This window comes from Neisseria bergeri, from assembly GCA_003044455.1.
Classification (GTDB): domain Bacteria; phylum Pseudomonadota; class Gammaproteobacteria; order Burkholderiales; family Neisseriaceae; genus Neisseria; species Neisseria bergeri.
In genome coordinates this window covers 1-13,781 of the sequence record POWY01000001.1, presented here as the reverse complement: position 1 = coordinate 13,781, position 13,781 = coordinate 1, and the positions used below count along the sequence as shown (strand labels likewise).

At 53.5% G+C, this 13,781-nt stretch carries 13 protein-coding genes and 1 pseudogene; 3 read left to right on the top strand and 11 right to left on the bottom strand.

All coding sequences use genetic code 11. From position 1 onward, the window contains the following. Positions 1 to 809: 809 nt before the first annotated feature. Positions 810 to 1,622, bottom strand: a complete 813-nt coding sequence (murI, locus tag DBY86_RS00090) for a glutamate racemase (protein WP_002227046.1) — start codon at positions 1,620 to 1,622, stop codon at positions 810 to 812. 185 nt (positions 1,623 to 1,807) lie between these two features. On the opposite strand from murI, the gene tsaE reads away from it, so the two are divergent. Together tsaE and DBY86_RS00075 are read left to right on the top strand one after the other, a co-directional pair. Then, entirely contained in the window at positions 1,808 to 2,269 is a 462-nt protein-coding gene (tsaE, locus tag DBY86_RS00080; protein ID WP_002260386.1) for a tRNA (adenosine(37)-N6)-threonylcarbamoyltransferase complex ATPase subunit type 1 TsaE, read from the top strand. Then, positions 2,266 to 3,516 (top strand): N-acetylmuramoyl-L-alanine amidase, encoded by a 1,251-nt coding sequence (locus DBY86_RS00075; protein WP_061705875.1) that lies wholly within the window; start codon positions 2,266 to 2,268, stop codon positions 3,514 to 3,516. Before tsaE ends, DBY86_RS00075 begins: the two co-directional genes overlap by 4 nt. Before the next feature lie 57 nt (positions 3,517 to 3,573). On the opposite strand, the gene DBY86_RS00070 is transcribed toward DBY86_RS00075, so the two are convergent. The 10 genes and pseudogenes from DBY86_RS00070 to DBY86_RS00020 form a co-directional block, all read right to left on the bottom strand. After that, entirely contained in the window at positions 3,574 to 4,716 is a 1,143-nt protein-coding gene (locus tag DBY86_RS00070) for a THUMP domain-containing class I SAM-dependent RNA methyltransferase (protein ID WP_107818455.1), read from the bottom strand. A gap of 48 nt (positions 4,717 to 4,764) precedes the next feature. Next, positions 4,765 to 5,187: a hypothetical protein gene (locus DBY86_RS00065; protein ID WP_107818454.1), complete on the bottom strand. Its 423-nt coding sequence runs from the start codon at positions 5,185 to 5,187 to the stop codon at positions 4,765 to 4,767. Then, positions 5,180 to 5,989: an NUDIX domain-containing protein gene (locus DBY86_RS00060; protein WP_107818453.1), complete on the bottom strand. Its 810-nt coding sequence runs from the start codon at positions 5,987 to 5,989 to the stop codon at positions 5,180 to 5,182. The genes DBY86_RS00065 and DBY86_RS00060 overlap by 8 nt, the downstream gene beginning before the upstream one ends. A gap of 76 nt (positions 5,990 to 6,065) precedes the next feature. Further along, complete coding sequence (gene acpS / locus DBY86_RS00055; protein ID WP_107818452.1) at positions 6,066 to 6,443, bottom strand: holo-ACP synthase; 378 nt, start codon at positions 6,441 to 6,443, stop codon at positions 6,066 to 6,068. A 187-nt stretch (positions 6,444 to 6,630) separates the two neighbouring features. Further along, complete coding sequence (locus tag DBY86_RS00045) at positions 6,631 to 7,398, bottom strand: sulfite exporter TauE/SafE family protein (RefSeq protein WP_101329838.1); 768 nt, start codon at positions 7,396 to 7,398, stop codon at positions 6,631 to 6,633. A 9-nt stretch (positions 7,399 to 7,407) separates the two neighbouring features. After that, positions 7,408 to 8,189, bottom strand: a pseudogene (locus DBY86_RS00040) (TauD/TfdA family dioxygenase). Between the two features lie 46 nt (positions 8,190 to 8,235). Next, a complete protein-coding gene (gene pdxJ, locus DBY86_RS00035; protein WP_107818451.1) occupies positions 8,236 to 8,964 on the bottom strand; it encodes a pyridoxine 5'-phosphate synthase in 729 nt (242 codons plus the stop codon). A 52-nt stretch (positions 8,965 to 9,016) separates the two neighbouring features. Continuing rightward, a complete protein-coding gene (gene recO / locus DBY86_RS00030) occupies positions 9,017 to 9,760 on the bottom strand; it encodes a DNA repair protein RecO (RefSeq protein WP_107818450.1) in 744 nt (247 codons plus the stop codon). Positions 9,761 to 9,796: 36 nt separating this feature from the next. Continuing rightward, the gene (pheA, locus tag DBY86_RS00025) at positions 9,797 to 10,924 is read right to left on the bottom strand and encodes a prephenate dehydratase (protein WP_107818449.1); all 1,128 of its coding nucleotides are present in this window, start codon (positions 10,922 to 10,924) and stop codon (positions 9,797 to 9,799) included. A gap of 38 nt (positions 10,925 to 10,962) precedes the next feature. Continuing rightward, positions 10,963 to 12,195 carry a multidrug effflux MFS transporter gene (locus DBY86_RS00020; RefSeq protein ID WP_107818448.1) on the bottom strand — a complete coding sequence of 411 codons (1,233 nt, stop codon included), beginning with the start codon at positions 12,193 to 12,195 and terminating at the stop codon, positions 10,963 to 10,965. 409 nt (positions 12,196 to 12,604) lie between these two features. Here DBY86_RS00020 and DBY86_RS00010 point away from each other — a divergent pair, with 409 nt between their 5' ends. Beyond that, positions 12,605 to 13,123, top strand: coding sequence for an opacity family porin (locus tag DBY86_RS00010; protein WP_107818835.1), 519 nt, complete (start codon positions 12,605 to 12,607; stop codon positions 13,121 to 13,123). Positions 13,124 to 13,781: the final 658 nt, after the last annotated feature.

Sequence of the window (13,781 nt, the reverse complement as noted above, 5' to 3'; positions counted from 1 at the left end):
CCACAAGCTAAAATCCTGTTATTTTCACAAAAACAGAAAACCAAAAACAGCAACCTGAAATTTGTCATTCCCACGAAAGCGGGAATCCGGTTCGTTCGGTTTCGCTTGTTTTAAGTTTCGGGTAACTTCCACTTCGTCATTCCCACGAAAGTGGGAATCCAGTTTTTTGAGTTTCAGTCATTCCCGATAAATTGCCTTAGCATTGAATGTCTAGATTCCCGCCTGCGCGGGAATGACGAATCCATCCATACGGAAACCTGCACCACGTCATTCCCACGAAAGTGGGAATCCAGTTTTTCGAGTTTCAGTCATTTCCGATAAATTGCCTTAGCATTGAAGGTCTAGATTCCCGCCTGCGCGGGAATGACGGGATTTGAGGTTTCTGTTTTTGATTTTCTGTTTTCACGGAAATGACGGTTTAGAAGTTACCCGAAACCTCAAAAAAAACCTAAACCGAACGGTCTGGATTCCCGCCTGCGCGGGAATGACGGGTTTCAGGATTACGGTGTATCGGGAAGGATGGGAAACGGTGGGAATTGTGCAAAAAATGCCATCTGAAGCCTTTCAGACGGCATTTGCGGCATTCGGACATTTAAAAATCCCATCATTCCCGCGCAGGAGGGAATCCGAATACATCTGCACAGAAACCTGCATCCCGTCATTCCCGCGAAAGCGGGAATCTAGAACGTAAAATCTAAAGAAACCGTTTTATCCGATAAGTTTCCGCACCGACAGGTCTAGATTCCCACTTTCGTGGGAATGACGGGATTTTAGGTTTCTGTAATCTCGGGCAGCTTTCCGTCATCGTTTTAACCCAAAGACACCATTTCAATCTGCTCCATCGTCCTGCCCAGAAAACGCTCGCCGATGGTTCTGAATTTCAAAGGAATATCGCTGACGTAAAAACGGTAGTCGGGATTGTTGTTGTCGGTATTGAGTAATCCCTCCTGCGCAAGGACGCGCGCGGTTTCTTCAGCCGTCGTAATTGCAGAATCAACCAACGCGACATTGTGCGCCTCCCTGCCGATTAAGGGCTTGAGCAAGGGAAAGTGCGTGCAGCCCAACACCAGCGTATCGATGCCGTCTGCAAGCAATGGTTTGAGGTATTCGCATACGGTCAGGCGGGTAACTTCGTGTTCCAACCAGCCCTCTTCCACCAAAGGGACGAGCAGCGGCGCGGCCTGCGTGCGGACGAGCGTGTCGGGGTTGTCCCTGTGGATGGCGCGCGCATAAGCATTGCTGTTGACTGTGGTATTGGTGGCGATAATGCCGATTTTATTGTTGCGCGTCGTTGCCAGCGCGGCTTTCGCGCCGGCGGAAATCACGTCCAAAACCGGCATATTGCCCGTCTTTTGACGGATTTTCTGCCCCGCCACCGCCGCAATCGTATTGCACGCGATAACCATCGCCTTGACATCGTGTTCCAATAAAAAATCGACAATCTGCATCGAGAAATTTTCGATGGTCGCCTTAGATTTCGTCCCGTAAGGCACGCGCGCCGTGTCGCCGAAATAAATGATGTTCTCCATCGGCAGCCGCTCCATCAATGCGCGCACATTGGTCAAACCGCCGATTCCCGAGTCAAAAACGCCGATGGGTCGCTGCCTGCCGATATTTTCCATCCTTTTTCCAATCCGTCCTAAACATACAATCCGCGTATTGTACACGCGCCGCTTTTTCTTGACAGCCGTTGCCGTCTGAAAGCAGGATGCGGATTTGGCTGTTATAATGTACGGCAATGCCGCCGCCGGGCGCACGGTTTTCCGGCCGCCCCTCCGATCCGCCACATAAAAGTTGTAAAGCCCCTATGTCTGATTTTCCCCCCGTTTCCCGATTCCTTGCCGACGAAGCCGCCACACTAGATTTGGGCGCGGCGTGGTCTTCCCGTTTAAACGCACCGCTGGTCATTTATCTCGAAGGGGATTTGGGTGCGGGGAAAACCACGCTGACACGCGGCATCCTGCGCGGATTGGGTCATCAGGGCGCAGTCAAAAGCCCGACTTACGCCATCGTCGAATCTTATCCGCTGGAACGCTTCACCCTGCATCATTTCGACCTCTACCGTTTCACCACGCCCGAAGAATGGGAAGACGCGGGGCTTGACGAACTGTTTGCCGCAAACAGCGTCTGCCTGATCGAATGGCCGCAACAGGGCGGGGAATTTACGCCGCCCGCCGACATCACCGCAACATTGACACACGACGGCGGCGGCAGAAAATGCCTGCTGACCGCCCATACCGAACGAGGACGCGAAAGCCTGCCGCTATGACCAAACTGACACGAAGACAAATCATCCGCCGCACCGCCGGCACACTGTTCGCCCTAAGCCCCATCGCATCCGCCGTTGCCAAAACCGTGCGCGCACCACAATTCACCGCCGCACGGATATGGCCGTCGCACACCTACACCCGCCTGACGCTGGAAAGCACAACCGCGCTCAAATACCAGCACTTCGCGCTCGACAACCCGGGCAGGCTGGTCGTCGACATACAAAACGCAAACATCAATACCGTATTGCACGGACTGTCTCAGAAGGTTATGGCGGACGACCCCTTTATCCGCAGCATACGCGCGGGTCAGAACACGCCCGACACCGTCCGCCTCGTCATCGATTTGAAACAGCCTTCCTACGCGCAAGTTTTTTCCCTCCCCCCCGTCGGCGGCTTTAAAAACCGCCTCGTCGTCGATCTCTATCCGCAAGGGATGGATGCCGACGATCCGATGATGGCGCTGCTTAACGGCAGCCCGAACAAAACCCGGCGCGGCTCTCCGGAAGCCGACCTCGCCCAAAACACCACGCCCCAACCCGGGCGCGGCAGAAACGGGCGCAGGCCCATCATTATGATCGACCCCGGACACGGCGGCGAAGACCCCGGCGCCGTCAGCTCGGGCGGATTGCAGGAAAAACACGTCGTCCTCTCCATCGCCCGCGAAACCAAAAAACAATTGGAAGCCTTGGGTTACAACGTCTTTATGACGCGCAACGAAGACGTGTTCATCCCTTTGGGCGTGCGTGTCGCCAAAGGGCGCGCACGGCGGGCGGACGTATTCGTCTCCATCCACGCCGACGCTTTCACCAGCCCCTCCGCGCGCGGCACAGGGGTTTATATGCTGAACACCAAAGGCGCGACCAGCTCCGCCGCCAAATTCTTGGAACAAACCCAAAACAATGCCGACGCGGTCGGCGGCGTACCGACCAGCGGCAACCGCAATGTCGATACCGCCCTGCTCGACATGACCCAAACCGCCACACTGCGCGACAGCCGCAAACTCGGCAAACTGGTGCTTGAAGAATTGGGCAGGCTCAACCATCTGCACAAAGGCAGGGTGGACGAAGCCAATTTCGCCGTTTTGCGCGCACCCGATATGCCGTCTATCCTGGTCGAAACCGCCTTCCTGTCCAATCCTGCCGAAGAGAAGCTGCTGGGCAGCGAATCCTTCCGCAGGCAGTGCGCCCAATCCATTGCCTTAGGTGTCCAACGCTACATCAACACTTCCGTATTGAAGCGGGGTTGATTCCGAAAAATAAATGCCGTCTGAACATTTTTCAGACGGCATTTTTGTACACTTTCCTCAACGGTTCGATCCTTCCACCATATCAATCAGGAACAGGCGGCAGTCGATGTTGCCGTTATAAAGCGGGATTTTGCGTTTTGGCGACAGGCGCATGAATTTGGGCATTTCCCTGTCGCCGGTAAACATGCCGACCTGCCAGCCGGCATAGTGTTTTTTCAACCACGTCCCCAACTGCGGATACAGTGTCTGCAAAGCGTGGACTTCCTCAAGGCGCACGCCATAGGGCGGATTGGACACCATGATGCCGTTTTCGCCGTTCGGACGGACGGACTGCGCGTCGGCAACGCTGAAGGAAACAATGTCGTCCGCTCCGGCATTGTGTGCGTTGTCCAATGCCGTCTGAACGATGCGGCGATCGTTGTCGCTGCCTGCAATCGGGGCGCGGACGGGGCGGGTTTGCGCTTCGGCGCGGCGGCGCAAATCCGACCACAGCGTTTTATCGAAATTTTGCAGTTTCTCAAAACCGAAACGGCGCATCATACCCGGTGCGCGGCCGGTGGCAATCCAAGCGGCTTCGACGGCAATCGTGCCGCTGCCGCAAAACGGGTCTTGAAACGGCTGCGTACCGTCGTAGCCTGCCGAGAGCAGCAGTCCGGCGGCAAGGTTTTCGCGCAGCGGCGCTTCGCCGGTATCGAGACGGTAGCCGCGTTTGAACAGGGCTTCGCCCGAAGTGTCGATGAAGATTTCGACATTGCGTTCGTCCAAAAAGGCGTGGATGCGGACATCGGGCGCGGCTTTGTCCACGCTCGGACGTGCGTCGTAAATGTTGCGGAAAGCGTCGCAGACGGCATCTTTGACGGTCAAACCGACAAATTGGAGGCTTTTGACGTTGGCGCGTTTTGCCTCGATTTTGACTTTGAACGTCTGCTGCAAGGTAAACCAGTTGAACCAGTTGATGTTTTTGGCAAGTTTGTAGATGTCGCGCTCATTGCGGTATGTGCCTTTGGTCAGGCGCAGCAGGATGCGGCCGGCGGTGCGCGAGTGCAGGTTGGCGGCGTAGGCCTGTTCCAATTCGCCCCGGCAGGAAACACCGCCGTCAAACGCTTGAACATCGGTACAGCCGAGGCTTCCGAGTTCTTGCGATAAAACGGTTTCCAAGCCGCGCGGGCAGGTGGCGAAAAGTGTATATAAAGTATTCATAGCGTGTCCTTTCCGGACGGATGTTACGGCAATGGCGGATTGAAAGGTTTATTCGGCGGTAAATGCCGTCTGAAATGTCCGGCTGCCGATTGTAATGTCCGCCGTAAAATCGCGCCTGCCTTCGACACAGACGGGCAGGCGGATGCGTGCTGCCTGCCAATTCCCCGACGGTTGCCGCTCGAACATATAGCGGTTGAAACCCATATCCATATTTTTCATACTGAAGCTGATGCTGACCTGTTCCGTGCCGGCGGGCGTGTGTTCGATATAAATATCAAACGGTTTTTTGGTTGAAACGGCGGCGGCGCGGACGCGGCTTCCGTCCGGCAGCGTGCAACCTTCGGTCAAATCGCATTGCGCCGCCACGGCTTGCGGCTGCTGCGCCTGCCACCATTGCAACAAAACGAGCTTGAAGGCGGCAAAGGCAATCAGCAGCAGTGCGGCAAGCAGTAATTTGCGGTTTTTAGCCATTTCCGTCCCCCATTTTTTCATCGGCCAACACGGCGTGTGCGCCCGCCGCCAGCCATTGCCCGCCGTAATGCGATGCCGTCTGAACGTCGGCGGCAACGACCAGCGGCACGGATACGCCGTGCTTCAACACTTCGTCCACCGCTGCGGCTTGTGCGGCATTACCGACCCGCCACACGGCCACATCCGCGCCCTTTTCCTGCACCTGCCTCCATTGTTCGCGGGTCTGCACCATCATCCACACGCTGTTGGCGTGTTCGGGCCTGTCCTGCCATTGCGCCGCCTCCATCAAAACGTTCGCACCGCTTCCCTCTGCCGAACCCAAAGGCAGGACGCGGTACGTACCCATACTGTTCTCACCGTACAAACCTGTTTTCAGGCTGCCGTACAAACGGCGCGGAACGGACAACGAACGCAAAAGCGCGCCGTTGGCGGGCAGCATGGGGGCAACGGTAAAATCCCCCGCCTTCTGCCACGACCATTCCTGTCCTTCGCGGGATTGCGGTTCGCCCGTCCATTGGTCGGGGTTTACCCATAGGAATTTCAGGCAGACGCGGGCGTGTTCGTAGGAATGGATTTTGGTCAGCCAAGGCGTGGCGGCGAGGATGCGGATGCCGAGTTCTTCTTCAAACTCGCGTTGCAGGGCTTGGAAGTCGGTTTCGCCCGCCTCGACCTTGCCGCCGGCAAATTCCCAATATCCGGCATAGGGCTTGCCTTCGGGGCGCGAGCTGAGCAGGTAGTTGCCGTCTGAATCGAGCAGGATGCCGGCAACGACGCGGATAAGGGGTCGGGTGTCTTGGGTCATGGGAAGGGTTGGAGAAGGTCGTCTCAAAATCCGGAAAGGTCGGATTCGGGCATCCGACCTGCCAATGGGTACTGTTTTATTTTTCGGCAACGGCAAACGCCAATACGGTGTCTTCTTCGTCGCTCATGCTGAGGCTGACGCGGCTGATGCCTTGTTCCTCCAGCCATTTGGACAGGGCGGGGGCATAGAAAAATTCGGGTTTGCCCAATGCGTCGTGCCCGATGCCGATGTTGCGGAAGGAAACCGCGCCGCGTATGCCCGTACCGACGGCTTTGGCGAAGGCTTCTTTGGCGGCAAAGCGTTTGGCAAGGTAGTTGACGGGTTTGCCCGCCTGTGGAAATTCAAGCAGCTCTTCGGGAGTGAGGATGCGCCCGGCAAACGCCTGTCCGAATTTTTTGTTTAAGCGGATGATGCGCTTGAGGGAAACGATGTCTGTGCCTATGCCGTAAATCATATTTGCGCTCCTTTGCCCTTGATTGTGGGTAATGATGAATGCCGTCAATTTCTTGGGGCGTTAAAATGGCGTGAATGTCCACTTTTTGGGTTTTGTCGGTAACAATTTTTATTGTAACCTTTTGCATTTGAAATTCTAAAACATTGTGCCAATTATTTAATAACGAGTTAAGGCATTTAATAATGAATTAAAGTTTGATTAAACCTGAATGCCCGATTTTCAGAGCCAATACCAATAAAACAATAAAAATTAACATTTTAAAAAAATTTGGGCTAATCTTAGCCCTTAACCGAATTCCAACATACAATCCAATAACAGACAATACGGACAGTAAAAATATTAAACCGTATTCACTCTTATTTAATAACCAATACTGGTCTCTTAGCATATATATTTGAACAATTTTCGCCAAAAGATAGCATAGATTGCTTGATTTTGCGATACGATTTTTATTCTCTGTTTCGCTAAGCAAAAATATTAATAATATGGGAGACATGGCATTGGTTGAACCACCGATGATGCCTGCCAAAAACCCAAAAAGAACCATATTCTTATTATTGGCAACTACTTGAATATTTTTTGCTTTTGCACATACATTTAAAATACCATTAACAGAATAATACAATGTAATGATTGCCATCAGTAAAAGCAGCCAAGACACTGGAAGTATCAAAAGCAACTTCACCCCCAAAATGCTGCCAACGACGCTGCCGATAGCAAGCAATTTATAGGTTTTTAAATAATAAACAATCTCTTGCCAAAAACCCTTTTTGTTATTGCTGCATAGAACCAACAAGCTCATTAACAGGCTTGGTAATGCCACCAAGGCAACAACCTTGGACAATGGCATTATAAAAGCCAATGCGGTTGTACCGAGCATCGGAAATCCCATGCCTGTAATTCCATGCAGTATTGCGGCAGCAACAAAAACGATAGATTGCATTATTTCTTGCATAACCGTCCTTTATACAGTAATTCTTGCTCTAATATAATGCCTGTTTTTATCCGTATAATCAGTTCTGGCATGCAAACCATTGACATTATCAATAATAATCAAATCATCATCTTGTGCAGAAAATTCTTGAATATCACTCGAATTTTTTATAATCTTTACAAGATAATCAAGTGCAAGCACCATTTCCTCCGATACTTTATTTCTATTTTCTTCAATACCTTTATAGATACAATCACCTCTAAATCTAATCATTTGTGTATTGAGCGATAAGATATTACCCCATATCACACCTTGTTTTTTATCAAATGATGTTGGTGTTTTAAATGGATATAAATTGCCCGTTAATGTTTTTAAGTGTTTTTTACCGGTTTCTGTTTTAGATAACTGATTGACAATATCTGATGAACTTAAAAATAGAGAATTACCTCCATCATTGGCTGATTTTACTACATACATAACCAAATAACTTTCCGGGTTTTCACTAAAAGATGAATCACTATGAAGTGGACATTCTCCAACATCTTCCGAGAAAGTTATATCATTATTTATTACATAGTCATCGCCGCGATATTTAATATCCCAAAATATAGATTTATAAGACCATCGCCTTTGTGGTTTGTCAGCATTCCTAATTGAGATAGAAAGTCAAATAATTTCTTGTTTCTCCGGCTGTCATCAAGGTGGTTTAGATTAAGACCGCGAACAATACAATACCCAATACTCTGTACTGTATTGTGAATTTCTTCTATCAAACTATTATTGTTTGCAGATAGAATATACTTTTGATTCATAACACACTCCTGTCGTAAAATGCCGTCTGAAACGGTTTGCCTGCCCTTACGGCAGCAGCCTTGCCCTGAACATCGCCTCCTTCATTTGGCGCACGGCTTCGGGCAGTCCGAGGAAGAGGGCTTGGGCAATCAGCGAATGCCCGATGTTCAGCTCGCGGATGGCGAGGATTTGGGCGATGGGGGTAACGTTGTGTATGGTCAGTCCGTGTCCGGCGTTGACGACCAAGCCCAAATCGCCGGCGAAATGCGCGCCGTTTTGGATGCGCTCGAACTGCCTGATTTGTTCGGCGTGGCTGCGCGCGTCGGCATACGCGCCTGTGTGCAGCTCGACAACGGGTGCGCCGACATCATAGGCGGCTTGGATTTGCCTGCCGTCGGCATCGATAAACAAGGACACGCGTATGCCCGCGTCGGTCAGGATTTTGGTGAACTCGGCGATTTTTTCCTGTTGCGCCAATACGTCCAAGCCGCCTTCGGTCGTGATTTCCTGACGTTTTTCAGGCACGATGCACACGTCTTGCGGCATCACTTTAAGCGCGTTTTCGAGCATTTCTTCGGTCAGTGCCATTTCAAGGTTCAGGCGCGTGCGGATGGCGTTTTTGACGGCAAACACGTCCGCGTCTTTGATGTGGCGGCGGTCTTCGCGCAGGTGCATGGTAATCAGGTCTGCACCGTGCGTTTCGGCAACCAATGCCGCTTCCACGGGGCTGGGATAAGTCGTGCCGCGCGCGTTGCGGACGGTGGCGATGTGGTCGATGTTGACACCCAGAAGCATAATGTTTCCTTTTCTCTTCGTTTTTCTGTTTGACGGCATGGTGCGGGTGCGGCTACGCGGTATTGCGGTCGAACTGCCTTATCTGTTCCAACACCTGCCGCGATTTCAAGCCTTCGGGAAGCAGCGTGCCGATCAGCAGCCGTGTGATTTTCAATGCCTGTTGCAGGCTTTCGGCGGTGCGGAAACTGCCTTCGCGCAAATCGATCAGGCTTTGCCCTTCGACAATTGCGCCGGCTTCGTGCGAAAGCGCGTCCGTGTCCCGGCATACGGGCATGACCGCCTCTTCGGGCATCAGCCGGTAGGTTTTGTCCGCCAAAATATCGCCGCCCGTGCCGTCGGCGTGCAAATCGGGGGCAACGCCCAAGGCATTGAGCAGCTTCCATTCGAAGCGGCGCAAATCGGCAATGTGGTTGGCTTCAAGGCAGACCGCCTCCATCACTTTTGCCAACGCGTCGTACAGTTCGGGCATCGGGTCTTCGCGCGCGGTCAGTTTTAAAACCAGCTCGTTCACATACAGACCGCTGAACAACGCCCTGCCCTGCGGCTGCCGCCATCCGCCGACCCATTCGGCACGGTGCAGGGTTTTGAGTTCCTGACTGCCGTACCACGACGCGCTGACGGGCACGAAGGGAACCAGCACGCCGCGCAATTCGCTCTGCCGCTTGCGCGCGCTCCGTGCCAGCAAAGCCACACGCCCGTAACGGCGGCTGAAGGCTTCGACCCGCAGGCTGCTTTCGCGCCAAGGCGAAGATGCCAGCATAAAAATGGGTTCGTGGTTGACTCTGTATTCGGACATAATCGTTGGGGAAATGCCGTCTGAACGCTGCCGCGACTACAAAACGGCAGTCGGATACGAACCGATGATTTTGACGAACGAGACGCGCTCGCCCAACTGTTTTAATGCCGTCTGAACCTTGTCATCCGTCCGGTGTCCCTCGATATCGATAAAGAACAGGTATTCCCACAACGCCGCCTTTCCGGGACGGCTCTCAAACTTGGTCATGGAAATGCCTAATTCGGTCAGGGGTTGCAGCAGCGAGGCAACCGCGCCTGCCCGGTTGGGTGCGGAAACGACCAGCGAGGTTTTGTCGCTGCCGCCGGCACCGGTTTCATGATGACCCATAACCAGGAAGCGCGTGGTGTTGTTCGTCTCATCCTCAATGCACTCGGCAACAGGGCTGAGTCCGTAAATTTCCGCCGCCGTGCGTCCGGCAATGGCGGCAACCGTACCGTCGTCCGATTCGGCAACCAGCCTTGCGGCTTCGGCATTGCTGGAGACCGCCACCCTCTCGGCGTTGGGCAGATGCCTGCCCAACCAGTCGTTGCATTGCGCCAACGCCTGCGCGTGGGAAAAGACTTTGGCGATGCCCTCGGTGCTGCCGTTGTTCTTACGCAAAAGGTTGTGGTGGATGCGTAAAACGACTTCGCCGCACGCCTGCAACGCGGTAACGGCAAGCAAATCCAACGTGCGACCGACCGAGCCTTCGGTCGAGTTTTCCACGGGCGCGACCAGATAATCCGCCTGACGGGTTTCAACCTGCTTGAAGCAGTTGTCTATGGTCGGACACGCCATGGTATGCGCGGCGTGTCCGAAATGTTTGATTGCCGCCTGTTGGGTAAACGTGCCCTGCGGCCCCAAATAGGCAATGGTCAGCGGACGTTCGACGGCGAGGCACTCGCTCATCACTTCCCGAAACAGGCGTGCTACCGATTCGTCGGGCAGCGGGCCTTTGTTCAAATCCTGAATGCGGCGCAACACGGCGACTTCGCGTTCGGGACGGTATACCGCGCCCGTACCTTTCAATTCGCCGATGGCGTGGGCGTGTTGCGCGCGTTCGTTGAGCAGGCGCAGGATTTCGGCATCGATGGTGTCGATGGCGTTACGGTGCGGGATGAGGAGTTCGTCGATAGTTTGGGACATAATTTCGCCTGAACAGTAATTTGCCGTGCATTCTAACATCAAATGCCGTCTGAAGCGGTTTCAGACGGCATTTTCCGTTAAAGGTATTCGCTCTGTTCGTTTTCTTTCCACGCCCGGTGCGAACACAGCCACAGCAGCACGATGCCGCACGATGTCGAGGCGGTCATCGTTGCCGCCATCACGGTTGCCGAACCGTCGTGCAGGACGGTTGCCGCCATGCCCACGCCCGCGCCGATTAAAGATTGGAACACGCCCAACACGGCGTTCGCGCTGCCGCCCTCTTCTTTGAAATAAGACATGAAACACGCCTGCGTGTTCGCACCGACCAAGCCCTGTGTGCCGACGGAAAACATCACGCACGCAACCAGCAGCCAAAACGGGGGCAACCCGAAAAACAGCACGGCGGCGAGTTGGGACAGGTTGGCGGCAAACTGGACGACAATCCCCCACAGCAGGATGCTTTGCGGATGCGCGCCGGTTTTGAGCCGCCACGCGGTAATACGGTTGAACGACATCATCGTGATGATGTTGAGCGCGAACACCCAAGCGTACTGGTGCGGCGTAACGCGGTAAAGCTGCCGGTACACGAAGGAAGATTCAGTCAGAAAGGCGAACATCGAACCGAAGCTGAATGCCTGAAAAAACAGATAACCCATCGCGGCACGGGTTTTCAATACGCGCTTGAACCGCCCTGCCACCAGCCCGAACACGTCCCGTCCGATTTTGCCGCCGGCGGCGGGTTTGGGCAGGAAATGCTGCACCAAACCGAGCAACACCAGCGAATACGCCGCCAGAAAAACAAAAATTGCCTGCCAGCCGCCCAAGCCCTGCAACAGTGCGCCGGCCATAGGTGCGACCAGCGGCACAATCATCAGGATGATGCCGATGAGGGCAAACATCTGCGCGGCTTTGCGTCCGGAATAATAGTCGCGCACCATCGCGCCGACAATGACCACAGTCATACCCGCGCCGAATGCCTGTACCGCACGCAGGTTGAGGAGCTGTTCGGCACTCGAAGCAAATACGATGGCGGCAACGGCAAGGCAATATACAATCAGACCGGTCAGGGCGACGGGTTTGCGCCCTTTGATGTCGGACACCGCGCCGCCGACCACCTGCCCGAACGCCGTGCCGAACATAAACAAACTCAAACTCTGTTCGATACGGTGGACATCCGCGTTCAGCGACTGCGCCATTTCGGGAATCGCGGGCAGGTAGGCATCGATGGAAAACGGCATCAGCGCGACCAGCATCGCCATCAAAACCGCCATCAGTTTTTCGTTCATTTCAGGATAATGGGCAGAAGGCATAAATTCTCGTCCGATTCGCAAACAAACCGCCCGGCGGCGGAAAACACAATACGCGGAAACGGGAAATTTTAGCACACCGGCACAAACAGGCGGCAACAAAAGCCCCCGGCAAAACCGGACGAACCGGAACGACAAAAAAGCCGAAAACAGGCAAAAATTTGAAAAATATTGTATAATGAAATGGGATTTCCCAACGGATTTCCCAACGGATTTCCCAACGGATTTCCCAACGGATTTCCCAACGGATTTCCCAACGGATTTCCCAACGGATTTCCCAACGGATTTCCCAACGGATTTCCCAACGGATTTCCCAACGGATTTCCCAACGGATTTCCCAACGGATTTCCCAACGGATTTCCCAACGGATTCCGATATTCAGAAAATTTTGAACATTTTTAGGAATCGAGAAATGAAAAAACTCCTTACTGCATTAACCGTGCTTGCCCTCCCCGCTGCCGCATTTGCCGCCGACAACCAGCCGGGCGTTTATGTACAAGGTGACGCGGGTCTTTCCTCCATCCGCTACGATGGCGAAACATCCAACAATTTCCTCCCTCGCGTTTCCGTCGGCTTCGATGCCGGCGATATGCGTATTGCCGCAGACTACTACCGCGTCCGCGACAAAATTGAGGACACTACCGCCACACTCCAAGGCGCAGGCGTTGCCGTCATCAAAGACTTCAACACCAATTCCATCGTCAAACCTTATGTCGGCGCGCGTTTGGGACTGAACCGATTGACTTTAAAAGATGGAGACGGAAAATACAGTAAAACCAAAGCAAGCATCGGCGCATTGGGCGGTGTCGGCTTTGAAGTCGCACCCAACGTTACTTTGGATTTGGGCTACCGCTTCAATTATTTGGGCAAATTTGACGATACAAGGGTATTTGCCAACGAATATACCGCCGGCGTCCGCGTAAAATTCTAACCCCCGAAACCGGCATCCGCCGGCAAGCCGACCGCCGCCATTGCGGCGGTTTCTTTTTCCTGCTTTCCACCTGCGGCAGGGCTTGTGCAAAAACAGCCTGTTTGCGAAATCCGACGCATAAAACGGTTATCCCCGAATTGCGGGATTGATTTATCTTAAATCATTCTGAAACCCCGTCATCCCCTTGATGTCCGCAACCTTTCGTCATTCCCGTGGAAACGGAAATCCGGAACCTCAAACTTTCAGATAATCTTTGAATATTGCCGTTTCCCGAAGGTTTAGATTCCCGCCTGCGCGGGAATGACGGGTTTTTATGATCTTTAGAAACTGCCGTTGCCCGAGCACGGGAATGACGGCGGCGGGGGCGATGCCGTCTGAAGCCCGACAAGGCATTTGATGCCGTCGAAGCGGTGGGCTGAAGCCCACCCTTGTATATTGTAATCACTGTATCATAGCAACAAACCGCCCGGCCGCCACCCGCGCCCACCCAAGGCAGACAACCGTTGCGTAGCACAGGGAGGGCAGGGCAACCCATCGACACAACCGGACAGTTGCCAGACAATACAACCGAATGCAAGGCAGGTTTATGATGAGTACCCAATACAACTGTGCAGGTATCGACATCGCCAAACGAAACTTCGTCATCGCCGTTTCGTCT

Coding starts and splice junctions, on each gene's coding strand:
- murI (WP_002227046.1), bottom strand. CDS start 1,622: ATGGAAAATATCGGCAGGCAGCGACCCATCGGCGTTTTTGACTCGGGA.
- tsaE (WP_002260386.1), top strand. CDS start 1,808: ATGTCTGATTTTCCCCCCGTTTCCCGATTCCTTGCCGACGAAGCCGCC.
- DBY86_RS00075 (WP_061705875.1), top strand. CDS start 2,266: ATGACCAAACTGACACGAAGACAAATCATCCGCCGCACCGCCGGCACA.
- DBY86_RS00070 (WP_107818455.1), bottom strand. CDS start 4,716: ATGAATACTTTATATACACTTTTCGCCACCTGCCCGCGCGGCTTGGAA.
- DBY86_RS00065 (WP_107818454.1), bottom strand. CDS start 5,187: ATGGCTAAAAACCGCAAATTACTGCTTGCCGCACTGCTGCTGATTGCC.
- DBY86_RS00060 (WP_107818453.1), bottom strand. CDS start 5,989: ATGACCCAAGACACCCGACCCCTTATCCGCGTCGTTGCCGGCATCCTG.
- acpS (WP_107818452.1), bottom strand. CDS start 6,443: ATGATTTACGGCATAGGCACAGACATCGTTTCCCTCAAGCGCATCATC.
- DBY86_RS00045 (WP_101329838.1), bottom strand. CDS start 7,398: ATGCAAGAAATAATGCAATCTATCGTTTTTGTTGCTGCCGCAATACTG.
- pdxJ (WP_107818451.1), bottom strand. CDS start 8,964: ATGCTTCTGGGTGTCAACATCGACCACATCGCCACCGTCCGCAACGCG.
- recO (WP_107818450.1), bottom strand. CDS start 9,760: ATGTCCGAATACAGAGTCAACCACGAACCCATTTTTATGCTGGCATCT.
- pheA (WP_107818449.1), bottom strand. CDS start 10,924: ATGTTAGAATGCACGGCAAATTACTGTTCAGGCGAAATTATGTCCCAA.
- DBY86_RS00020 (WP_107818448.1), bottom strand. CDS start 12,195: ATGCCTTCTGCCCATTATCCTGAAATGAACGAAAAACTGATGGCGGTT.
- DBY86_RS00010 (WP_107818835.1), top strand. CDS start 12,605: ATGAAAAAACTCCTTACTGCATTAACCGTGCTTGCCCTCCCCGCTGCC.